Annotated in this window: 21 protein-coding genes; 12 read left to right on the forward strand and 9 right to left on the reverse strand. The window is 70.1% G+C overall.

Annotated elements, in window-relative coordinates; genetic code table 11:
• Together cbiT and IY392_RS03860 are read left to right on the forward strand one after the other, a co-directional pair.
• Positions 1 to 518, forward strand: a 518-nt coding sequence (gene cbiT, locus IY392_RS03855; protein WP_194860553.1) for a precorrin-6Y C5,15-methyltransferase (decarboxylating) subunit CbiT, incomplete at its 5' end; no start/stop codon positions are given.
• Complete coding sequence (locus IY392_RS03860; protein ID WP_194860554.1) at positions 515 to 1,282, forward strand: cobalt-precorrin-4/precorrin-4 C(11)-methyltransferase; 768 nt, start codon at positions 515 to 517, stop codon at positions 1,280 to 1,282. The genes cbiT and IY392_RS03860, both read left to right, overlap by 4 nt.
• Before the next feature lie 120 nt (positions 1,283 to 1,402).
• On the opposite strand, the gene IY392_RS03865 is transcribed toward IY392_RS03860, so the two are convergent.
• Positions 1,403 to 2,419: a triacylglycerol lipase gene (locus tag IY392_RS03865; RefSeq protein WP_182613163.1), complete on the reverse strand. Its 1,017-nt coding sequence runs from the start codon at positions 2,417 to 2,419 to the stop codon at positions 1,403 to 1,405.
• A gap of 87 nt (positions 2,420 to 2,506) precedes the next feature.
• Positions 2,507 to 3,205 (reverse strand): TetR/AcrR family transcriptional regulator, encoded by a 699-nt coding sequence (locus tag IY392_RS03870; protein ID WP_194860555.1) that lies wholly within the window; start codon positions 3,203 to 3,205, stop codon positions 2,507 to 2,509.
• 116 nt (positions 3,206 to 3,321) lie between these two features.
• On the opposite strand from IY392_RS03870, the gene IY392_RS03875 reads away from it, so the two are divergent.
• From IY392_RS03875 to IY392_RS03905, 7 genes are all read left to right on the forward strand, one after another.
• Positions 3,322 to 4,299, forward strand: a complete 978-nt coding sequence (locus IY392_RS03875) for a fumarylacetoacetate hydrolase family protein (RefSeq protein ID WP_194860556.1) — start codon at positions 3,322 to 3,324, stop codon at positions 4,297 to 4,299.
• Positions 4,296 to 4,922 (forward strand): VOC family protein, encoded by a 627-nt coding sequence (locus IY392_RS03880; protein ID WP_182613160.1) that lies wholly within the window; start codon positions 4,296 to 4,298, stop codon positions 4,920 to 4,922. Before IY392_RS03875 ends, IY392_RS03880 begins: the two co-directional genes overlap by 4 nt.
• Positions 4,919 to 6,763, forward strand: a complete 1,845-nt coding sequence (locus tag IY392_RS03885; protein ID WP_194860557.1) for an FAD-dependent monooxygenase — start codon at positions 4,919 to 4,921, stop codon at positions 6,761 to 6,763. The genes IY392_RS03880 and IY392_RS03885 overlap by 4 nt, the downstream gene beginning before the upstream one ends.
• Positions 6,760 to 9,108 (forward strand): pyruvate dehydrogenase, encoded by a 2,349-nt coding sequence (locus IY392_RS03890; protein WP_194860558.1) that lies wholly within the window; start codon positions 6,760 to 6,762, stop codon positions 9,106 to 9,108. Before IY392_RS03885 ends, IY392_RS03890 begins: the two co-directional genes overlap by 4 nt.
• 76 nt (positions 9,109 to 9,184) lie before the next feature.
• Positions 9,185 to 10,831, forward strand: a complete 1,647-nt coding sequence (locus tag IY392_RS03895; protein ID WP_194860559.1) for an acyl-CoA dehydrogenase family protein — start codon at positions 9,185 to 9,187, stop codon at positions 10,829 to 10,831.
• A 23-nt stretch (positions 10,832 to 10,854) separates the two neighbouring features.
• Entirely contained in the window at positions 10,855 to 11,640 is a 786-nt protein-coding gene (locus IY392_RS03900; RefSeq protein WP_194860560.1) for a crotonase/enoyl-CoA hydratase family protein, read from the forward strand.
• Positions 11,637 to 12,578, forward strand: a complete 942-nt coding sequence (locus IY392_RS03905; RefSeq protein WP_194860561.1) for a crotonase/enoyl-CoA hydratase family protein — start codon at positions 11,637 to 11,639, stop codon at positions 12,576 to 12,578. Before IY392_RS03900 ends, IY392_RS03905 begins: the two co-directional genes overlap by 4 nt.
• A 17-nt stretch (positions 12,579 to 12,595) precedes the next feature.
• Here the strand turns inward: IY392_RS03905 and IY392_RS03910 are convergent, their stop codons facing one another.
• Together IY392_RS03910 and IY392_RS03915 are read right to left on the reverse strand one after the other, a co-directional pair.
• Complete coding sequence (locus IY392_RS03910; protein WP_107757912.1) at positions 12,596 to 13,366, reverse strand: PaaX family transcriptional regulator C-terminal domain-containing protein; 771 nt, start codon at positions 13,364 to 13,366, stop codon at positions 12,596 to 12,598.
• Between the two features lie 47 nt (positions 13,367 to 13,413).
• Positions 13,414 to 14,829, reverse strand: coding sequence for an MFS transporter (locus tag IY392_RS03915; protein WP_194860562.1), 1,416 nt, complete (start codon positions 14,827 to 14,829; stop codon positions 13,414 to 13,416).
• A gap of 84 nt (positions 14,830 to 14,913) precedes the next feature.
• Here IY392_RS03915 and IY392_RS03920 point away from each other — a divergent pair, with 84 nt between their 5' ends.
• Both IY392_RS03920 and IY392_RS03925 read left to right on the forward strand, forming a co-directional pair.
• Positions 14,914 to 15,588 (forward strand): TetR/AcrR family transcriptional regulator, encoded by a 675-nt coding sequence (locus IY392_RS03920; protein WP_107755366.1) that lies wholly within the window; start codon positions 14,914 to 14,916, stop codon positions 15,586 to 15,588.
• 61 nt (positions 15,589 to 15,649) lie between these two features.
• Positions 15,650 to 16,600 (forward strand): NAD-dependent epimerase/dehydratase family protein, encoded by a 951-nt coding sequence (locus tag IY392_RS03925; RefSeq protein WP_194860563.1) that lies wholly within the window; start codon positions 15,650 to 15,652, stop codon positions 16,598 to 16,600.
• 12 nt (positions 16,601 to 16,612) lie between these two features.
• Here IY392_RS03925 and IY392_RS03930 read toward each other — a convergent pair whose 3' ends face one another.
• From IY392_RS03930 to IY392_RS03945, 4 genes are read right to left on the reverse strand one after another with little or no spacing between them, the layout of a single operon-like run.
• Positions 16,613 to 17,191: a hypothetical protein gene (locus tag IY392_RS03930; RefSeq protein WP_194860564.1), complete on the reverse strand. Its 579-nt coding sequence runs from the start codon at positions 17,189 to 17,191 to the stop codon at positions 16,613 to 16,615.
• A 39-nt stretch (positions 17,192 to 17,230) separates the two neighbouring features.
• Complete coding sequence (locus tag IY392_RS19675; protein ID WP_194860570.1) at positions 17,231 to 17,473, reverse strand: InlB B-repeat-containing protein; 243 nt, start codon at positions 17,471 to 17,473, stop codon at positions 17,231 to 17,233.
• A 43-nt stretch (positions 17,474 to 17,516) separates the two neighbouring features.
• Complete coding sequence (locus IY392_RS03940; RefSeq protein ID WP_107755369.1) at positions 17,517 to 17,927, reverse strand: ester cyclase; 411 nt, start codon at positions 17,925 to 17,927, stop codon at positions 17,517 to 17,519.
• A complete protein-coding gene (locus IY392_RS03945; RefSeq protein WP_194860565.1) occupies positions 17,924 to 19,309 on the reverse strand; it encodes a nucleotide disphospho-sugar-binding domain-containing protein in 1,386 nt (461 codons plus the stop codon). Before IY392_RS03945 ends, IY392_RS03940 begins: the two co-directional genes overlap by 4 nt.
• 129 nt (positions 19,310 to 19,438) lie before the next feature.
• On the opposite strand from IY392_RS03945, the gene IY392_RS03950 reads away from it, so the two are divergent.
• Positions 19,439 to 20,098 (forward strand): TetR/AcrR family transcriptional regulator, encoded by a 660-nt coding sequence (locus IY392_RS03950; RefSeq protein WP_194860566.1) that lies wholly within the window; start codon positions 19,439 to 19,441, stop codon positions 20,096 to 20,098.
• A 26-nt stretch (positions 20,099 to 20,124) separates the two neighbouring features.
• On the opposite strand, the gene IY392_RS03955 is transcribed toward IY392_RS03950, so the two are convergent.
• Positions 20,125 to 20,991: an AraC family transcriptional regulator gene (locus tag IY392_RS03955; protein WP_107757915.1), complete on the reverse strand. Its 867-nt coding sequence runs from the start codon at positions 20,989 to 20,991 to the stop codon at positions 20,125 to 20,127.
• Positions 20,992 to 21,039 lie beyond the last annotated feature (48 nt).

Raw genomic sequence — 21,039 nt, forward strand, 5'->3', positions numbered from 1 at the left:
GGCTCGCACCGTCGGCCGGCGAACTGTTGTGGGACGTGGGCGCCGGAGCAGGATCGGTGGGAATCGAGTGGATGCGCGCGCACCCGTCCTGTCGCACTGTGTCCGTAGAGGCCGATCCCGAGCGGGCCGCGCGCGTGGAGCGCAACGCCGCGCGGCTGGGGGTGCCGTCGCTGGAGGTCGTCCGGGGGCGCGCGCCGCAGGCTCTCGAGGGGCTTCCGCAGCCCGATGCGGTGTTCGTGGGTGGCGGAGGCACCGCGCCCGGGCTGCTGCGGCAGTGCTGGGAGGCGCTGCGTCCCGGCGGCAGACTGGTCGCGCACGCCGTGACGATCGAGACGGAGCGGGTGCTCGTCGACGCCCGCGCGGAGTTCGGCGGTGAGCTCGTACGGTTCCACGTGGAACACGCCGACTCGATCGGCTCGTTCACCGGCTGGGCACCCGCGCGGGCCGTTGTGCAGTGGTGTGCGATCACGCCGTTCGCCGCCGTGGCTGACCGCCGGGAGACAGGGGAGAGCTCGTGACCGTTCACTTCGTGGGCGCCGGCCCCGGCGCCGCCGACCTGCTCACCCTGCGTGCGGCTGCGGCTCTGGCCGCGGCGGACGTCTGCCTGTACGCGGGCACCTATCTGGACGACGGCGTGCTCGACCACTGCCGACCGGACGCGCGGTTGGTGGACACGCAGCACCTGGACCTGGACGGGATCATCGCGGAGATCGTGGCCGCCCACGCCGAGGGGCTCGAGGTGGTGCGGCTGTGCTCGGGTGATCCGTCGCTGTACTCGGCCCTGGCCGAGCAGACCCGTCGGCTCGATGCAGTCGGCGTGCCCTGGGACGTGGTGCCCGGCGTCCCGGCCTACGCCGCCGCCGCCGCGGAGCTGGGGGTCGAGCTGACGGTTCCCGAGGTGGTGCAGTCCGTCGTTCTGACCCGGGTCCAGGCCCGGTCGACAGCCATGCCGTCTTCTGAATCTCTGGAGAACTTCGCCGCGACCGGGGCGACACTGGTGCTGCACCTGGCGATCACCCGGATCCGCGAGCTCGCCGAACGGCTGGTGCCCACGCACGGCGCGGAGTGCCCGGTCGCGGTGGTGGCCCACGCGAGCCGCCCGCACCGAGTGGAGCTGCGCGGCACTCTCGCCGACATCGCCGACGCCGTCGAGGCCGCGGGCCTTCGGCAGGCCGCGGTGATCCTGGTGGGCCGGGCGCTCGTGCGACCGGGAGAGGCGGAGTCCTGGTTGTACGCGTCGGACCCGGAGAGGGAGTCGAAGCGACGGCGCGTGGCGGGGTAACTCGCACGGCAGTGGACGGGGCATGGGTGCTCCCGGTGCTCGTCCTGGTCGCGGTGGGGTCGTTGGTATGGGCGTGGAGGCGCGGGCGCGTGTGAGGGTCCACCACAGCTGTCGAGCGGGTCAGGCCTCTCCGCGGGCCGGAACCGCCCCGAGTGCGCCGAGGACCGGGGTGGTGGGCCAACACCGCGGGGTGACGGCGGCAGCCGGGTCGAGGGCATTGAGCACCAGGTCGAGGGTCTGGGGGTCGGCGTAGAGCGAGGCGTGGTCGGCTCCGTTGCGTGGGCAGGTGTCCTGGAGAACGTGCGTGGTGACGCCCGGGTGGTCACCCTCGGGGAAGCTCATCGCGGGTGGGACCAGGCCGTCGAAAGCGGAGGCGATGAGGGTGTACCTGGTGCTCCGGTCGAACGGGCTGCCTCCGGCGAAGAGGAGGCGGCCCGTCGGCGAGTGCTCGTTGATGTCGAGCATCGCGGGGAAGGGTACGGGAAGGGGCCCGTCGGGTAGGCCCCGCGAGGACTCGGCGGCCATGCCCTCCAGGTCCACCACCGGCGAGAGGGAAGCCAGACCCGGGAGCCCCGCCTCTGCGGTCCCGCCGGCGAATCCGCCCAGTGAGACCACCGTTCCGATCCTGCCCGGGCGGGTGACCTTGGCCAGGTGCATCGCCACGGTCACTCCCTGCGAATGGCCCACCATGTCGGCCTGCTCGGCGCCGGTGGCCGCGAGGACGCCATCGAGATACGACGTCATCTCGGCGACGTGATCGGACATCCGTGAAGAACCGCCGATTCCGGGGAACAGCGGTGTCGCGCCGTACGTGGGTGAGAAGACGCAGTACCCCTCGTTCAGGAGGGACGGCGCGACGGTCCCCCAGTTGTTGACGCCGTTGGCGCCGGTGCCGTGCAGGAGGATGACCGGGCGCGGGTGCTCCGGGGAGGGCCGGCACGACCAGTCGTCGACGCCCGGCCACGGCCGGCCCGGGTTGGCGAGTTGGTAGATCCCGCCTGCCTCGGCCGTATACGAGATCGGCTGGGCGGGACGGGTGGCGGGGTCGGTCGCCGATGCCACCGGAGCGCAGGCCAGGGCCAGGGCTGTCGAGACCGCCGCCGTCAGGAGGGGGAGGGTGAAGCGGAGTCGAGGCACTGACCATCTCCCGGACGGCGCCGATGGGCGCGGGATATGACGGCTATCACCCTAGCTCGTTCGGCCCGTGCCGCCGGGCGGAATGCTCTAGGCTCCCGGCCGCCGGCCGGTGTGCACGACCGCCAGGGCGGTATCGACGTCGAGGTCCGGGTCCAGGACGGCGGCGCCTCTGATCGCCGCGGACCCCACCTCGACGAGCCACTCGACGAGGTCGTCGACGGGAAGGCGGCAGCCTGTCCGCACCCAGTTCAACGAGGCTTCGTCCGCAGCCGCGATGATCGTTCGGCCGACGAACTGGACGGTGGCGTCGTCGGCGTCGACCCCGACGAGCTCGGCCAGCATCTCGAGCGCTCGGGCGCGTCCTGTCTGCGACGCCTCCAGTACGTCCGCGTCCGGTGAGCGCCCCCCGGCGATCAGTCGCTGGGCGAGTTCCGGGTGATCGGCGACGTAGCACAGGTGCGCACGGAGGCCGGCTCGGATCGCGTCGGCGGGGTCGGTGTCGGCGCCCGCGGCGAACGCCGAGTCCATGTTCTTCACGAACCTGTCGAGAACCGCCCGGTACAACCCCTGTTTCGACCCGAAGTGGTGGAACACCAGACCGTGCGCGACGCCTGCCCGTCGAGCGATCTCGGAGACCGTGACCGCGCTGTAGTCGCGTTCGGCGAACGTCTCGGCGGCCGCCTCGAGGACGCGACCGCGCGTCGCGACCTTGCGTTCGGCTCGTGACGGCGAGGCGCCGGGGGCGCCGGGGGCGTCATCGGGGCGCGATCCGGCATCGCTGTTCACGTCCCCGAGTGTACGAGAGGGGGCTGGCCTGCAAGATTCCTGACTGATAGTCATTGACTGCCAGTCAACCAAATCGGTAGGGTCCGCGACATCGGGTTCGACATGAAGGAGCCAACATGGCCGTCAGGCTGATCCGGTACGTCGCCGAGGGGACGACGCACTGGGGCATCGTCAACGGTGACGAGGTCACCGCCCTGGAAGGCGCCTATCCGACCACCGGGGAGGTGCTGGAGCGGGGAATCGAGGAGTGGCGGGACGGGCTCGGTCGACCCCCGACCCACCGGCTGTCCGCCGTGACCGTGATGTCGCCGGTGACCACGCCGTGTCGGGTGATCTGCCAGGGTGCGAACTACCGACAACACGCCATCGAGTCGGGCATGGATCCCGACAACCGCGCGTTCAATCTGTTCTTCGACAAGACCGACGCCTCGGTGTCCGGGCCGTTCGACCCCGTCACCCGCCCCCGCCATGTGCGGCTGCTCGACTACGAGATCGAACTGGGCCTGGTGATCGGCGCGACCATCGACCGGCCGGTCACCCTCACCGACGACCAGCTCCCCCGCTATGTCGCCGCCCTCACGATCGGCAACGACATCTCGGCCCGCGATGTCCAGCTCCCTCAGGGGCAGTACTTCAAGGGCAAGAGCTACCGCGGATTCTGTCCACTCGGCCCCGAGCTCCTCGTCCTCGACGAGGACGAGTACCCACTCCTCGACGATCTGGATCTGGAGTTGAGGGTGAACGACGAGGTCCGGCAGTCGGATTCGACGTCGAACTTCTTGTACCGACCGGCCGAGACGCTGAGCGAGCTGAGCACGTTCTGCAACCTGTCGCCCGGAGACGTCGTCCTGACCGGCACGCCACACGGGACCGCCGCGAAGTCACCTCATCCGCTCATCAGGCGTCTGGCCACCGCTCTTCTTCCCGAACACGTGATGTGGCGGTTGTTCATCCGACGCAACCAGGACGGCCCTTTCCTGCGACCGGGCGACCTCGTCACCGCCTCGATCCGCTCAGGAGACGGGTCTCTCGACCTGGGCACGCAACGCACCCCCATCATCGCCGAGAACTCGACGAACGGAGAGACATCATGACGATCGCGCAGCCGGTCAACACCCCCCTCGCGCCGGAGATCCTCGCTCACTACGTGGTCAAGACGCCGCGGGCGACGGAGATGATCGAGTGGTACCGGACGGTTCTGGGCGCGAAGGTCGTTCACGAGGACAAGCAGATCGCCTTCCTCACCTGGGACGACGAGAGTCATCGACTGGCTCTGGTCAAGATCCCCGGCCTCGTGCGCTTCCTCTTCCCGTTGGCCAGGCTCCGCCGCAAGATCCTCGGAGTCGACCACCTGGCGTTCACCTACAGCTCGCTCGAACGGCTGCTCCTCAACCACGAGCGCCTCGCATCTCTCGGGATAGAACCGGTGTGGTCGATCAATCACGGCCCCACCACGTCGTTGTACTACGAGGACCCGGATGGGATCCGCCTCGAGTTCCAGGTCGAGAACTTCCCCACCGCGGAGGAGACCGCCGCGTTCTTCGACAGCGAGGAGTTCGCGGACAACCCCATCGGCGTCATGATCGACCCGGGGTATCTGCTGGAGCGGCTGCGCGGTGGCGCGGCGCCCTCCGAGCTCGTGCACCGACAGGCGGGAGTGCGTCCGGGCACCACCGCCCGGTCCAACAAGCGCGCCATCACGTTCCGCACGCTATGAGCCCCGAGACCCGGGCCCCCGTCGTGATCTGCGGCGCGGGCAGCTCCGGCGCGACCCTCGCGTTGCTGCTCGCGTCGCGCGGCATCTCCTCCCTCGTGCTCGACCGGCGGCAGGAGCCACTGACCCACCCCGCCGCGCACGTCATCAACGCCCGCTCGCTCGAGATCTGGCGCGAGATCGCCCCCGACCTCGCCGCACAGATCGCGGCGCTGTCCCCGCCGATCTCCGAGATCAGCGTCATCCGGTGGATGTCGTCGACCTCCGCACCCCCGCTGGGCGAGATCGACCTGCTCTCCGATCCGGAACGGCTGGAGCAGGTTCGCTCCCTGAGCGACTTCCTCCTCTCGCACGTGGGCCAGCACCTGCTGATGCCCGTGCTCTGGAAGTGGCTCGACGCCGAACCGCTGGTCGAGTTCCGCCGCGGGGTGAGCGTGCGCGCCGTCACCCGGGTCGAGGACGGAGTGGTGGCGGACACGGACCTCGGTCGGATCGCCGCGCAGTACCTGATCGGTGCCGACGGCGCGAACAGTCCGATCCGCGAGAGCCTCGGGATCGGTCTGCGTGGCCCGGTCCTGGCCCGTATGGCCAGCGCGTTCTTCCGGTCCCCGGACCTGCATCCGGACGACAGGCCCCTGCTCACCTGGATCTACCGACCGGAGTTCGCCGGAGTGCTCATCGCGCACGCCGATCGCCACTACGTGTTGATGGGCACCTACCTGCATCCCGGGCAACCCATCGCCGCCGACCCGGACCGGTACTGGCGTGACACCCTCCCCGCGGTCCTGGGCGAGGACAACAGCTACGACATCGTCTCCACCGGCGCGTGGACCATGACCTCGCAGACCGCGGAGAGCTTCCGCCGCGGCAGGGTCATCCTGATCGGTGACGCGGCCCACCGGTTCCCCCACACCGGGGGCTACGGACTCAACAGCGGCGTGCAGGATGCCCACAACCTCGCGTGGAAGCTCGATGCCGTGCTCACCCACGGCGCCCGCGAGACCCTTCTCGACACCTACGAGCTCGAACGCCGACCGGTGGTCGAACGCTTCGCCCACCACAGTGTGTCCAACCACTTCCAGCTCGACGCGGTCACCCGGCACTTCGGTGCGACGAACCGTGCGCTGTACAACGTCACCCGGTTGATGGGCCGGGCACCACTGAGGTGGCTGCCGGCGGGGATGGCCGCGCGTCTCTCGGAGCATCTCGTTCGTGGCGGCCTCGCGCGGACGGCCGTTCTTCTCGAGGAGACCCCGCGGGCGTCGCGTGTGCGTGCAAAGGCCGCCGAGGCGATACCCCTGCAGCTGTCGCATTTCGTCTCGACCGGCCTGGAGTTCGGGTACTGCTACGACGGGCCGCTCGTGGCGGCCGACGACCGAGGTCGTCAGTCCGGCACCGACGACGACGTCGTGGGGGATGTCGTGGAGTACTCGCCGTGCGTCGTGCCGGGAGGCCGACTCCCGCACGTGTCCCTGATCGACACCTCCGACGGGCGTCGGTCGATCCTGCAGCTGGTCAACCGCGACCCGCAGACGGTCACCCTCATCACCGCCGATGCGGGGTCCTGGCGGGACCGTCTCCGCAGCGGGTCGACCGGACCCGTGGAGGTCGACGTGGTCGACATCCGCACCCGGTGCGTCGACCCGGAGCGTACGGAGACCCTCCTGGGCCTCGACCGGGGCGGGGCCGTCGCGGTCCGCTGCGACGGGCACATCATCTGGAGCACCGAGACCTCGGCCGCCTCCTCCGCGGGGGACCTGGTGTCCTTCCTCCGGACCCGCTGGTCGCCGGTGTTCAGCACGTCGACGACCCCGTCACGCCGTGAGAAGGAGTCCCAGCCATGACCCACGCCGCCACCGGGGCCGCCACCCACGCCGCCACCGAGGCCGCCACCCCCGGAGCCGACAGCGCGACACTGGAGTCGATCGCGAAGCGCGTCTTGTGGACCTCCACGGCGATGATCCACCACGCGAACCGGGTCCGCCCCAATCCCAGCGGCCTCAAGGTCGGGGGGCACCAGGCATCGTGCGCGTCGATGGTGCACATCATGACGTCGCTGTGGTTCGGGCAGCTCCGCCCCGGCGACCGTGTGTCGGTCAAACCCCACGCCTCGCCTGTGCTCCACTCGATCAACTACCTTCTCGGCGACCTCGACGAGAAGTACATGCCGACGCTGCGCGAGTACGGCGGTCTCCAGCCCTACCCCAGTCGATCGAAGGACCCGGACCGCGTGGACTACTCCACCGGATCGGTGGGAATCGGGGCGACCGCACCGTTGTGGGGTGCGATGGCCCGGCGCTACGTGGACACCACCTTCGGCCCCACCGGCCCCGGTCGGCAGTACTCGATCGTCGGCGACGCCGAGCTCGATGAGGGAGCGGTGTGGGAGGCCGTGCTCGACCCCTCGGTGGCCGAACTCGGCGAGGTGGTGTGGATCGTCGACATGAACCGGCAGTCGCTCGACCGCGTCGTGCCCAACATCGCCGCCCCGCGGCTGGAGCAGATGTTCGCCGCCGCGGGCTGGCAGGTCCTCACCGTCGATTTCGGTCGGACTCTGGAGGAGCTGTTCGCCCGCCCCGGTGGCGACGCGCTGCGACGACGACTGCGTGACATGTCGAACCCCGAGTACCAGAGGCTGCTGCGGTGCTCTGCGCAGGAGATCCGGGACAGGCTGCCGGGCGAGGGGGCCGATGCGGAGGCCATCGCCACGGTGATCGGGGATCTCGCAGACGCGGCCCTCCTCGGCGCGATCTCCAACCTCGGTGGTCATGACATCGACGCGCTGCGTGACGCCTACGCCCGGATCGACGACCAACGCCCCACGGTGATCCTGGCCTACACCGTCAAAGGTTTCGGGCTGCCGACCCAGGGGCACCCGCAGAACCACTCCTCGCTGCTCACCGCCGATCAGTTCGCGAGCCTGGCCGACTCACTCGGTGAGGAGGTCGATCGCCCGTGGCGGAGGTTCGACCCGGGATCACCCGAGGGCACGCTGTGCGCGGCGACCGCGCAGTACCTGCGCCGAGAGCCCGCTCCGTCGCTCCCCGATCTGGCCGTGCCGCGGGACCTGAGCCGTACACCGCCGTCGACATCGACCACCCAGGCCGCTCTCGGGCGAGTGCTCCTGGACCTCACGCGCGACGCCCCGGATGTCGCCGCACGCGTGGTGACCGTCAGCCCGGACGTCAGTTCGACCACCAACCTGGCCGGGTGGCTCAACAAGGTGGGGGTCTGGTCGCCGACCGAACGTCACGACTGGTTCGCCGATGACTCCGAGACGGTCGTCAAATGGCGTGAGAGACCCACCGGGCAGCACATGGAACTGGGAATCGCGGAGACCAACCTCGTCGGACTGCTCGGCGAGCTCGGCGCGACCTGGAGTCGGTGGGGTCAACCGCTACTGCCCATCGGCGTCGTCTATGACCCCTTTGTCGAGAGGGCCCTGGAGCCGTGGTCGTTCGGCATCTACGCAGGTGGGCAGTCGATTCTCGTCGGCACACCCTCCGGCGTGAGCCTGTCCGCGGAAGGCGGGGCCCACCAATCGGTGACGACCCCGTCCATCGGCGTGGAACAGCCGGGCTGTGTGTCGTACGAACCCGCGTTCTCCGTCGAGGTGCAGTGGATCCTGCTCGACTGCCTCGCGCACCTCGGTCGGCCCGACGGGCGATCGGCCTACCTGCGTCTGTCGACGCGGCCGGTGGACCAGCACCTCGCCTCGGTTCCCGACGACCCCGCCGCTCGCGAGCGCCGCCGGGCCCAGGTGGTCGCGGGCGCCTACACCCTGAGAGCCTGCGCCGATCCGGACGTCACCATCGTCGCGATGGGAGCGGTCGTCAGCGAGGCGCTGGCGGCCGCCGACCGGCTCTCCGCACTGGATATCGGATCAGAGGTCGTCTGCGTCACCAGCGCGGGCCTGCTGTTCGCCGCGCTTCAGGCCCGGGCCGGACGGTCTGAGGCACCCAGTTGGATCCTCGACGCGGTGTTCCCCGCCGAGCGCGCGGCACCGATGGTCACGGTGCTCGACGGGCACCCCCACACGCTGGCCTTCCTGGCCACGATCAACACCGTGCCGCTGCGCGCGCTGGGGGTCTCGACGTTCGGCCAGACCGGTGCGCTGGAGGACGTCTACCGGCATCACGGCATCGATACCGACAGCATCGTCCGGGCTGCCCTCGACGCCGTCGGCTGATCACCTCCCGACGCGCGGGCCGGCCCCTCGAATTACACTATCGACGTACTCGTAGCACTTCTGTAATACTGCATCGATGGCGACACACACGGTCACGAATCAGGTCCCGCCCCTCGTGGGGTACGACGCGTCGGAACAACCGGTGATCCTGGAGGCCCTGGCCCGCGCCGGGGCGGACCACGCGAGGGACGAGCTGCGTGAGATCGGTCGGCTCGCCGGGTCCGCCGACGCCCTCGAGTGGGGCGACCGCGCGGAGGCGAACCCCCCGATCCTCCGGACCCACGACCGGTACGGGAACCGGATCGACGAGGTCGACTACGATCCGGCCTACCACGAGCTGATGCGTCGTGCCGTCGGCTTCGGTCTGCACGGCGCCCCGTGGGCGGACCCCCGGCCCAGCCCCCACCTCGTGCGCGCGGCCAAGTCGAGTGTGTGGGGCCAGACGGACGCCGGGCACGGGTGCCCGATCTCGATGACCTACGCGGTGGTTCCGGCGCTGCGCCGCGCTCCCGACCTCGCGGCGACGTTCGAAGCGCTGCTGACGGGTCCGGAGTACGACCCGGTTCTGGCGCCGCCCACCACCAAGCGGGGTCTGACGGCCGGGATGTCGATGACGGAGAAGCAGGGCGGGTCCGATGTCCGCGCCAACACCACGCGCGCGACGCCGAACGCCGACGGGACGTACTCGATCACCGGGCACAAGTGGTTCACCTCCGCGCCGATGTCCGACCTCTTCCTGGTCCTCGCGCAGGCGCCGGGTGGGCTCACGTGCTTCTGCGTCCCGCGTGTCCTGCCCGACGGCTCACGCAACCCCTTCCTCCTGCAGCGTCTTAAGGACAAGCTCGGCAACCGGTCGAACGCCAGCAGCGAGGTCGAGTACGACCAGACGACGGGCTGGATCGTCGGCGACGAAGGCCGGGGCGTCGCGACGATCATCGAGATGGTCAACATGACCCGACTCGACTGCACACTCGGTACCGCCACCGGGATGCGGGTCGGGGTCGCGAACGCCGTCCACCACGCGAGGCATCGCCGGGCCTTCGGAGCGGCCCTCATCGACCAGCCGCTGATGCGCAACGTGCTGGCCGACCTCGCGGTGGAGGCCGAGGCGTCCACGACGGTCGCGCTCTGGCTCGCCGGACTCACCGACCTCGCCGACGCGGGAGACCGGGAGGCCGACGCCCTGCGACGGATCGGGCTGGCCGTCAGCAAGTACTACGTCTGCAAACGCGGGCCGATCCACGCGGCGGAGGCCCTGGAGTGCCTCGGCGGCAACGGATACGTGGAGGACTCCCGGATGCCGCGGCTCTATCGCGAGGCGCCCCTGTTGTCCGTCTGGGAGGGGTCGGGCAACGTCGCGGCCCTGGACGTGCTGAGGGCCATGGCCAAGCAGCCGGAGACGGTCGAGGCGTTCCTCGGGGCCGTCTCCTCCAGCCGCGGGGCGGACGCCCGACTGGACGGCGCCGTCGATCGCCTGGGCGGAACGTTGACGGCGATCGCCACCGGGCAGCCGGACGAGGCGCAGTACGTCGCGCGCCGGGTGATCGGGGACATGGCGGTGATCCTGCAGGGGCACCTGCTGGTCCGCCACGGACACCCGGCGGTCGCCGACGCCTTCTGCGCCAGCAGGCTGGGGGCCGATCACGGCGACGTCCTCGGCACGCTGCCGACCGGGGTGGACACGTCCGCGATCCTCGATCGCGTCACCCCGAAGGTCGGGTGAGCATCGTGGTCGAGCATGCGAGAGTGACGGTTTCGGCGCACGGTCCGGTCACCGTGATCGGTCTGAACCGGCCCGATGTCCGCAACGCCGTCGACCGGCCGACCGCGCAGGCTCTCGGCGACGCGTTCCGGGCCTTCGACGCGGACCCCGAGGCCTCCGTCGCCGTGCTGCACGGGGAACACGGCACCTTCTGCGCCGGCGCGGACCTCAAGGCGATCGCGCGGGACGAGGGCAATCGGGTCGCCGCGGACGGGGACGGTCCGATGGGGCCGACGAGGCTCCGACTGGGTAAACCGGTGATCGCCGCACTGTCGGGCCACGCCGTGGCGGGTGGTCTCGAGCTCGCACTGTGGGCCGATCTCCGGGTCGCGGAGGAGAGCGCGGTGATGGGGGTCTTCTGCCGCCGATGGGGCGTGCCCCTCATCGACGGCGGGACCGTCCGCCTGCCGCGCCTCATCGGCACGAGCCGCGCGATGGACCTCGTGCTCACCGGCCGCGCGGTCGGTGCGGCGGAGGCGTTGGAGATCGGGTTGGTGAACAGGGTCGTGCCCGACGGCACGGCGTTGACGGCAGCCATCGAACTGGCCACCGAGATCTCGCGGTTCCCCCAGGAGTGCATGCGACGGGACCGGCTGTCGCTGCTGGAACAGGAGGGGCTCAACGAGGAGGCGGCGATCAGGAACGAGTACGACCACGGGGTGGTGTCGCTGCAGGCCGGGGCGGTCGCGGGCGCGGCCCGGTTCGCCGACGGCGCCGGACGTCACGGCTCCTTCGGACCGGCACAGGCCACAGAGGAGACGGGCAGATGACCACCGATTACCGCACCCTGACCTACGAGGTGACCGGGGCGATCGCACGGATCACCTTCGACCGCCCCGAGCACGGTAACGCCATCACGAGCGACACCCCGATCGACCTCGCGTCCGCCGTCGAGCGCGCCGACCTCGACCCGGCGGTCCACGTGATCCTCCTGTCCGGGCGGGGCAAGGGATTCTGCGGCGGCTACGACCTGTCGATCTTCGCCGAGGGGATGGCCCGAGACGCCGCCGACGCCCACGGTGCCCCGGGGGGCCCCGGAGGATCCGTGCTCGACCCGGGCGTCCAGGCCCGCAACCACGACCCGGGCGTCACGTGGGATCCCATGGTCGACTACGCGATGATGAGTCGGTTCAACCGGGGTTTCTCGAGCCTCCTGCACGCGAACAAGCCCACGGTGGCCAAGTTGCACGGATTCGCGGTGGCGGGGGGTACCGATATCGCACTGTTCGCCGACCTGATCATCTGTGCCGACGACACCCGGATCGGGTACCCGCCGACGCGGGTCTGGGGCATCCCGGCGTCCGGGATGTGGGCGCACCGGCTCGGCGACCAACGCGCCAAGCGCCTGCTGTTCACCGGCGACCTCATCACGGGGCGGCAGGCGCACGACTGGGGGCTCGCGATCGACGCGCCCCCGCCCGAGGAGCTGGACGACCGCACCGAGGAGCTCGTCGGACGGATCGCCCAGATGCCGGTCAACCAGCTGATGATGGCCAAGCTGGCGTTGAACAGTGCGCTCCTCGCGCAGGGGGTGGCCACCTCGGGCATGATCAGCACGGTCTTCGACGGCATCGCGCGCCACACCCCGGAGGGTTACGCCTTCCAGGCGAGGGCCGCGACCGAGGGCTTCCGGGAGGCGGTGCGGCGGAGGGACGAGCCCTTCGGTGACGCCAAGACAGCGGGGACGCCGGCGCCTCCGCCAGCGTGAGCCCGGTTCGGCGGCGGTCAGTGGCCGCCGCCGAGCGCCGTGGTGGCGAACGCGCCGAACTCGGCCCGGAACCGGTCATACGACTCCCTGAGCCGCTCGCCGGGCCAGTCGTCGGGGAGCAGTTCCGCGGGGAGCAGCGGATCGTGGAGGATGTGCCGGACGGTGGCGGCCGCGAGCTCGAATCGTGCGGACATGTCGTCGGCGCGTTCTGCGGCGGCGAGTAGTGCCCTCCCCGTGGCGGACCACTCCGCCGGGGCGAAGAGGTCCTCGGTGAGGGCCACGACGTCGCCTTCCGGCCGGCACGAGAAGACCGTGGTCCGCGACGACAGCGCCTCGGACCGCCCGGTGCATTCGGACCTCCCCGCGTAGAGGGCGTCGAGGTTGTCGGGGCGGATCCAGACGCCCTCGCGCAGCTCCGCGTAGCGCGACTCGGTGAGTTCGGTGCGGGTCGCGGCCCGGGTCACCGCGTCGGCCGGGACCGTGACCACCTGCATGGACCACTGCCCGTCCCATGGCCTCAACGAGGGGGAGAGCGCGGCCTCCTGCCGCCGCTGCCGCGCGATCAGGCGGGGCGAGAGGCGGTAGACACCGTTGTCCCGGTGGAGGTCCCCCGCGGCCACCATCCTGGTGAGCGCGACACGCATCGCGGACTCCTTGAAGCCCAGCTGGACGGCCACCTCGATGATCGCCGCCGCGGTCGCCTCCGCGGGGTGCATACCGAGGAGCACACTCAGCACCGCGGACCGGGCGGTGAGTTTCACCGGTGACTGCGGGGATGAGGGCACCATCCGACGATACCCGGACCGTGAGCGGAGGAACTCCGACGTCTCTCCCGTCATTCCTCGAGGTGGATCGCCCGGCGGGGCAGGAGCGGCACGGCGAGGAGGCACAGCGTGGTGACCGCGAGGATGACGATCAGCGTCGTGGTCATCGCGCTCTCGGTCCCTCGTGCGAGGCCACCGATGAACAGTGTGGTGACCAGAGCGGATCCGATCCCGTTCGCGATCTGCTGTATGGCGCTGAGGGAGCCGCTGGCGGAGCCGGCCTCCTCGGGTTGGAGATTGCCGAGGGCGGTGTTGAACACCGAATTGAAGCAGATCCCGGCGGCGATCCCGATGACGCTGGTGGCCAGGATGTTCTGCCACCAGGCCACGTCGAGGCCCGAGGTGACGACGTTCAGCAGCAGGATGCCGGTGCCCAGGATCGTGGCGACCATCCCGAGGAGGACGAGGCGCCTGCCGAGCGTCAGGATGAGGGCGTTCGCTATGCCCGACCCGATGATGATGCCGATCGTCAGCGGGATCAGGTGGAGCGAGGTCCGGGTAGGCGTGTACCCGAGACCGAGTTGGAAGAACAGGCTCAGGACGTACATGAGGCCGCTGAAGCTCGCGAACACGCACAACCCCACGATGAGCCCCGAGGTGAACCCACGGTTGCCGAGCAGGCTGCGGGGCAGGAGCGGGTCGTCCGCACGGGCCTGCCGCCACCCGAACGCTCCCAGGAGCCCGACTCCGACGACCGTGCTCCCGATCGTGAGTCCGTTCCACCCGTCGGAGGACCCGGTGACGAGTCCGAAGAGCAGGCCGAAGAGAGCGAAGGCCAGCAGCACGCTGCCGATCAGATCGATCCGGGTCGAGGGTCGCGCGGGAACGGTCGGGAGGTGCCGCAGGGCGAGGACCAGGGCCAGTCCGCCGAGAACCACGTTGATGAGGAAGATCGGACGCCATCCGAGGCCGAACACGTCCGCGTCGATGAGGATCCCACCGAGCACGGGACCCGCGACGGCGAAGACGCCCAGCATCGGGGCGAACACAGCGAACGCCTTTCGCAGCATCGGCTTGGGAAATGTGGCCGCCATGATGGCCATGCCCTGGGGGATCAACATCGCCCCGAAGACCCCCTGGAGGACGCGGGCCGTGATGAGTACCGCCGCCGAAGGCGCGAGACCGGCGAGGGCGGAACCGACGATGAAACCGATGAGCCCGACGAGGAACGTACGTCGTTGTCCGTACTTGTCCCCGATGCGTCCGCCCACCACGAGTAGCGATCCCAGAGCCAATGCGTAGGAGGCCCCGAGCCACGGGATCACGCTCTCGCTCACACCGAGTTCGCGCACGATCGACGGCGCGGCGACGTTGGCGATCGTCGCGTCCATCAGGTCCATCGCGTCGGCGAGGAGGACGACGATCAGGGTGAGCCAGACCGCTCGAGCGGTCAGAGGTGGTGGCGCAGGCGGCGCAGTGGTGGTCATGGTGTCTCCCGTCCGAGTAGTTACGAACAGGATCGTAACGAACATGTTCGTCACGAACAAGATCGACACTGGTATCGTCGGGTCATGACCCCCCGAGTACCCGTGAGCAGGCGAGACCGGCCGGCGAAGGCCGCGTTGTCCCGGGAGGGGATCGTCGACGCGGCACTGCGAGTGGTGGAGCGGGACGGCGCCGACAAGCTCACACTCCGCAAGGTCGCCGCCGAGCTCGACACCGGGCCCGCGTCGCTCTATGTCTACGTCCGCAACGTCACCGTCCTCCACGCTCTCCTGGCCGACCGTCTGCTCGCGGATCTGGATCTCCGGTGGGACGGGGTCGAACCGTGGCGCGATCGCCTCCAGCGAGTGATGGCCGACTACGTGGACCTGCTTTCTCAGCGGGGGGAGCTCGCGCGAGCGGTGATGTTCGTGTGGCCCGACGGACCGCACTATCTGGACCTGATCGAGCTGCTGCTCCGGCTGCTCCTCACGGCGGGCGCCGACGAGAGGTCCGCGGCCTGGGGTGTGGATCTGCTGCTCCAGTACGCGAGTTCCAGCGCCGCGGAGTGGGCGGCCCGCGAGTCCGGCACCGGCCAGGAGATCGACGACCTCACGGCGACGATCGCGACGTCCGACCCGGGCCGGCACCCGACGCTCGCCGCTTTTCCCGTCGGCGTCTTCACCCAGGGCAGTCCCGACGAGCGGCGCCGGTGGGCCGTCGGAGCGCTCATCGACGGCCTCGTGGGCACCTCACGGGGGTAGTGGCCCCGCCGGCGTGGCCCGACCGTGCGCCGGGAGGAGTCGGTCGTGGGACAATGTGGCGGTGAGCAGCACTGATGAACTCCATGTCATCGTCGGTGCCGGGCCGGTGGGCTCCGCCCTGGCGGCCCGGCTGGCGGCCACGGGGCACCGCATCCGACTGGCGACCCGCTCCGGACGCAGCACCGCTACCCCCGGCGTCGACGCGGTGGCGGTCGACGCCTCCGACAGCGCGGCCCTCAGCGCCCAGGCGGCAGGGGCGGCGGTGCTCTACAACTGTGCGAATCCCGGCCCGTATCCGGTGTGGGAAGAGAAGTGGCCGCCGCTCGCGGCGTCGCTCCTGCGCACCGCGGAGGAGACGGGCGCGGTGCTCGTCACGGCGAGCAACCTCTACGGCTACGGGGTGGTGCATGAACCCATGACCAGGCACACCCCGCTCGATCCCGTCGACCACAAGGGGGCGCTGCGCGCGCGGATGTGGGAGGACGCCCTGGCCGCGCACCGAGCGGGGCGGGTGCGCACGGCAGAGGCCCGGTCCTCGGATTACATCGGCCCCTCCGTCCCTGCGGAGAGCGGCCTGATCGCCCGCTACGGCCGGGCGACTCTGGCCGGGAAGACCGCAGTCGTGTTCGCCGACCCCGACCACCCTCACACATGGACCGCGATCGACGACGTGGCCGCCACCCTCGAGGCGCTGGGCCGGGACGAGGGGGCCTGGGGGTCTGCGTGGATCGTTCCGTCGAACGCGCCCAGAACCGTTCGGGAGGTCCTGAACGACCTCGCCGAGGCGGCCGGGGCGGCCCCACCGCGGGTGCGCCGTGTGCCGCGGCCGGTCCTCCGCGCCGGGGGGATGGTCGTCCCACTGCTGCGCGAGGTCAATGGTGTGTTGTACCAGTTCGACGGCCCGTTCGTCGCCGACGGGTCGGAGACCACCAGCACCTTCGGCGTCTCCCCGACCCCGTGGCGGACCGTGATCGAGCAGACCGCACAGGCGTGGTCCGGCCCGGGTCGGTGAGCCGATGCGCGGTCAGCCGACCGACCCTGCCGCGCCCGGCACCGCGGGATCTCGGGGTAGAGCGTCGAGAAGCTCGCCGATCAGGGGGAGGAGGCAGGCGCTGCCCTGGCACTCCGGGTCGGCCGGTGGTGGGGGGCTGGTGTCGATCGAGAAGGTCAGTGGTCCCGCGGTAGGCGCCGGGGTCAGGGGGCTGGCGACGTTGCCGAAACGCGCGATGTTCGTCGCGCCGTTGCCGTAGCACTGCCAGTACACCGAGTACTCGCCGTCGGAGAGGTGGTGAGTGTAGGTGACTTCCGAGAGATTCCACGGGGCGCTGTACGCGGCTGGCACGATGGCGGAGGGGTTGTCCGTCCACAGGTTTGACGGTGCCGACTCGCCTGCGGGGTTGATGGAGTAGAAGCAGGCAAAGGGCTCGACGAAGTTCGAGACCAGGCGCAGGGTGACGGTGTCGCTGCCGGGCGTGGGCTCCGCGGTGGCCGAGATGCTGCGGGCAGGGTCGGCGTGGGCCGTCGCGGTCACCAGGCCGAGGGCCATGGCTGCGCCGAGGACGGCGGGTAGACGCCGCCCGGTGCGGCGGGGGGTGCGGTTCATCTCGGTGGCCTTCCGGTGCAGGGTCGTGGCGGTAGGAGATCAGTTCGGCTGGAGGGCCAGTGGGAGGTAGTCACCGAGACCGCCTCCGGCGAGAGAGGTCCATACCGGGGTGGAGGGACTAGCTGGGGTCTCGACGGCTCGCCACCCTGCGTGGGCCGTGATGTCGGCGGTGAGGGGAGGACGGGGGTCGATGAGGGTATCGGAGTCCGGAGAGGTGTACCACCCGGTGAAGGTGTACCCCTGCCGTGCCGGGGTGGGCAGTCGGGTACCTCTCCGGGCCAGACGGTCACCGGGTCGACGGCCGGTCCGTCGCCGCGGCTGGGAATCAACCCGGCAGGAGGCCGAGTTGTCCGAGGAAGTCGAACTGGTCGAAGTAGAGGTGCTCGGACATGAGCCGGTCGCCCTCGACGCGGTAGGTGGCGCTCCACCGGAAGGTGACTGGCCTCCCGGTGGCCTCGACAGGTCCCGCGGGGCTCTGGAGGATGCCGTCGTGAGTTCCCTCGAAGCTGCCCTCGACGGAGGCGTCGCCGCCGTCGATGACCGCTGAATGGATGCGCAGGGTGCCGTCGGAGAACGCCTGCTGGAAGACGGCCAGGAATCCCAGGACGCCCTCGCGTCCGGTGAAGGTTCCGCCGGGGGTGACCATCTCGGCCGCGTCGGCCCACGGTTCGGCGTCGGGGGTGCGGTCATTGAAGGCGGTGATGTGCTGGTCGATCACTGCGCGGGTGTCGCTCATGGCAGGTTCTCCTCGGTGTCTGGTGCGGCGGTGTCTGGTGCGTCGGTGTCCGGGGCGGATATCGCGTGGGCGGGTGGGTCGGTCGGGTGCTGCTGGATGAGGTGTCGGAGTTCGGTGTCGATCACCGCGAACGGGTCGTAGGTGGCGATGGCATCGCGCATGGCGGACGCGGAGTCGGCGAAGGTGGTGTCGGAGAGGACTGCGTCGACGGCGTCCCGGAGGGCCCGTGGCGCGGGACGGCGGGCTTTGAGGTTGATCCCGACCCGGAAGTGGCCGACTCTCGCGGCCACCTCCGGCTTGTCCTCGCCTCCAGGTGCCACGACCAGCGGCACGCCGTGCCGGAGTGCGGTCATGACGCCGCCGAAACCTCCGTTGGTGACCACGATCGAGGTCCGCGGCAGGAGCTCCTCGTAGTCGAGGTATTCGGCGATCCGGGCGTTCTCGGGCGCGATCCGGACGAGCTCGTCGGCGGGGGCTCCGCCGGTGGTGACGACGATCTGGACCGGCGAATCCGCAAGGGCCTCGAGCGCGGGCTCGACCAGTTGGGTGAGGTCGTGGTTGTCGAGGGTGCCCTGCGTGACGTGGACGACCGGTCGCGGGTCGGCGAGCATCTCGGCCCACCACGTGGGCTGGGGGATCGGCCGGCTCCGCCGGGCGGTGACCGGGCCGGCGAACGCGGTGGTGGGCGCCAGATCGCGGCGCGCGTACTCGAACTCGGCCGGCCCCAACTGGAGGAACCTGTCGCATTGTGCGGAGAAGTCCAGAACGAACCCCTCCAGTCTCCCTCCGGACTGCTCTATGCGGTGGCGCGCGAGTCGCTGGGTGGCACGGAAGAGCACATGGCGGACCATCCGGTGGGCCAGGCGGTTGCGCAGTCTGCCGAGTGGCCCGGCCATATGCGGCAGTCCGCTGTTGGTGGGCGCCACGTCGCAACTGGTCTGTGCGAGCGGCATCACCCCGAGTCCGATGACCGGAGGTCTGGAGCCGGGGTCGCGGGAGATCAGGGGGAGTGTCCCTGCGAAGGTGCCGTCGGTGAGGACAGCAGAGACCTCGTTCTCGGCGAGCACCTGCGCCAGCGTCGCCGCCTGTGCGGTGATGGGCTGGATGAACGTCTGCTCCACCTGGTACCGCGACAGCCTCAGGCCTCGATACCTGTCGAGGTGGGGGGTGAAGGTCGACGGGTCCTTCTCGTCGAAGTCCGCCACCCCGGACAGGGCGACGTGCTCGAGGCCGGCGGCGGTGACCTGGTGGGCGAACCGGGACCCGGTGATCATCACCACCCGCCACCCCTGGGAGACCAGGTGCCCGCCGACGGCCGTGAGGGGCCCGACGTGGCCACCCATGGGGGTAGCGCACACAACGATGAGGCCCTGTGCTGTCATCGTCGCTCCTTCGCATGCAGTCTCCGCCGCGTGGATGCGAGAAGATTTGAGTAGAGTAGCGCTACATCCAATCTTTGGGAAGGCCATGAACGAGACTGGTGAGATGAAGTCCGAGGCAGGGGCCGATCCATGAGTTCGCGCAAGTACGAGATGAGCCGTCGGGCCCAGACCGCCGCACTGACCCGCGGGCGAATCCTGGACGCCGCCGAGTCGCTGTTCGTGCGACACGGTTATTCCCGGACCACTCTCCGTGAGGTCGCCCGTCGCGCCGGTGTCTCGGTGCAGTCGGTGTACCAGGCCGGTTCCAAGGCGTCGTTGATGATGGCGATTCTCGAGCGGGGGTTCTCCGGGGAAGAGCGAGCCGTCTCGATACTCGCCCGACCGGAGTTCCAGGCGATCATGGCCGACCCCGACACCGAGCGCGCGTTGGGTCGCTACGTGGACTTCATCGTCGCCGCCAACGGTCGGATCATCGACTTGTGGCATGCGGCCATCCTGGCCAGCGACTCCGATCCCGAGATCGCCGAGGCGGTCCGTCGGAGCGAGACACGGCGGATAGAGGACCTCCACCTGGGCAGTGGGTGGTTCGTCGGACGCGGGTTACTTCCCCAGGACCGGGTGTCTGAGTTCGCCGACGTGCTCGGCCACCTGACCGGGCCCGACACGCACAGGTATTTCGTCCGGGAGCGGGGATGGACCGACGAGCGTTTCGCGCAGTGGCTCCGCGCAACCATCGCCGGCCAGCTCGGCCAGTATCAGACGGGTCGCCGGATGCCGGAGGGAGAGTGAGCGCTCTGCGGCCGCCCGCACCGGGGTCAGGCGCGCTCGATCGGGAACCAGAGTTCGCAGGTCGCCGAACTGAAGTCCGGAGCGCGATCGAGTACCGACACGATCGACGGTCCCGGGCGCAACCTCCACGGATTGGAGGGGAACCACTCAGTCGCGGACGCTGCGTACGCCTCCTGCAGGGCCGCCGGATGCGGCCCGGAGGTGCGGAAGACCACCCACGCCCCCGCGGCCACGTCGATCACGTCGAGGTCGTCGGGAACGTCGGCGTCGACGTCGACCGCCACGCCGTGTAGATAGGTCAGTTCGCTGCCCTCTGCGTAGCCCGGGTCGACGTCGGCGCTGACCTGCAGCAGACCCGAGGGCTCGGTACCGCTGAGGAGCTTAAGGCGGTCGTGCTCGGAAGCGGGCAGAGAAGCGATGTGGCGCTCGATGTGCGCGTTGACGCCTTCATGGTTCAACGGCACCCGGGCGGCGTGGCCGATCAGGCGGAATTCGTGGTGAGTGAGGATTCGGGCATCCATGGGATGACTCCCTTCGACGGTCAGGCGGAACCTGAGCTGCGGTTGGCTGCGAAGGGGGCCGCCATCACGTCGAACGTCTCCATGGCTCACGCCGTGGACGGCACGGAACGCTCGACCGAAGGCCTCGGTCGAGCCGTACCCGTACCGCACGGCGATCGTCAACAGGTCCTCGTCGCCGATCACGTCGGACGCGGCAACGGTCATGCGTCGACGACGGACGTACTCGGACACCGGCATCCCCGCGAGGGACGAGAACATCCGACGGGCGTGATACCCGGTCGTCCCCATCTCGCCGGCGATCGCGTCGACGTCGAACTCCTCACCGAGGCGTCCTTCGATCTCGTCGACGAGGCGGTTGAGAATCTCGATCATGGCCGCTCCCTTCACGGTCGACTCTCGTCGGTCGGCGGCCTGCGCGCC

Origin of the sequence: Dietzia sp. SYD-A1, from assembly GCF_015356725.1 — a bacterium.
Taxonomy (GTDB): domain Bacteria; phylum Actinomycetota; class Actinomycetes; order Mycobacteriales; family Mycobacteriaceae; genus Dietzia.

Bases quoted from the DNA above. Each gene is read 5' to 3' on its own strand.
- IY392_RS03890 (WP_194860558.1), top strand. From the start codon at position 6,760: ATGACCCACGCCGCCACCGGGGCCGCCACCCACGCCGCCACCGAGGCC.
- IY392_RS03945 (WP_194860565.1), bottom strand. From the start codon at position 19,309: ATGACAGCACAGGGCCTCATCGTTGTGTGCGCTACCCCCATGGGTGGC.
- IY392_RS03955 (WP_107757915.1), bottom strand. From the start codon at position 20,991: ATGATCGAGATTCTCAACCGCCTCGTCGACGAGATCGAAGGACGCCTC.
- IY392_RS03920 (WP_107755366.1), top strand. From the start codon at position 14,914: ATGACCCCCCGAGTACCCGTGAGCAGGCGAGACCGGCCGGCGAAGGCC.
- IY392_RS03930 (WP_194860564.1), bottom strand. From the start codon at position 17,191: ATGAACCGCACCCCCCGCCGCACCGGGCGGCGTCTACCCGCCGTCCTC.
- IY392_RS03885 (WP_194860557.1), top strand. From the start codon at position 4,919: ATGAGCCCCGAGACCCGGGCCCCCGTCGTGATCTGCGGCGCGGGCAGC.
- IY392_RS03875 (WP_194860556.1), top strand. From the start codon at position 3,322: ATGGCCGTCAGGCTGATCCGGTACGTCGCCGAGGGGACGACGCACTGG.
- IY392_RS03905 (WP_194860561.1), top strand. From the start codon at position 11,637: ATGACCACCGATTACCGCACCCTGACCTACGAGGTGACCGGGGCGATC.
- IY392_RS03880 (WP_182613160.1), top strand. From the start codon at position 4,296: ATGACGATCGCGCAGCCGGTCAACACCCCCCTCGCGCCGGAGATCCTC.
- IY392_RS03910 (WP_107757912.1), bottom strand. From the start codon at position 13,366: ATGGTGCCCTCATCCCCGCAGTCACCGGTGAAACTCACCGCCCGGTCC.
- IY392_RS03950 (WP_194860566.1), top strand. From the start codon at position 19,439: ATGAGTTCGCGCAAGTACGAGATGAGCCGTCGGGCCCAGACCGCCGCA.
- IY392_RS03940 (WP_107755369.1), bottom strand. From the start codon at position 17,927: ATGAGCGACACCCGCGCAGTGATCGACCAGCACATCACCGCCTTCAAT.
- IY392_RS03915 (WP_194860562.1), bottom strand. From the start codon at position 14,829: ATGACCACCACTGCGCCGCCTGCGCCACCACCTCTGACCGCTCGAGCG.
- IY392_RS03895 (WP_194860559.1), top strand. From the start codon at position 9,185: ATGGCGACACACACGGTCACGAATCAGGTCCCGCCCCTCGTGGGGTAC.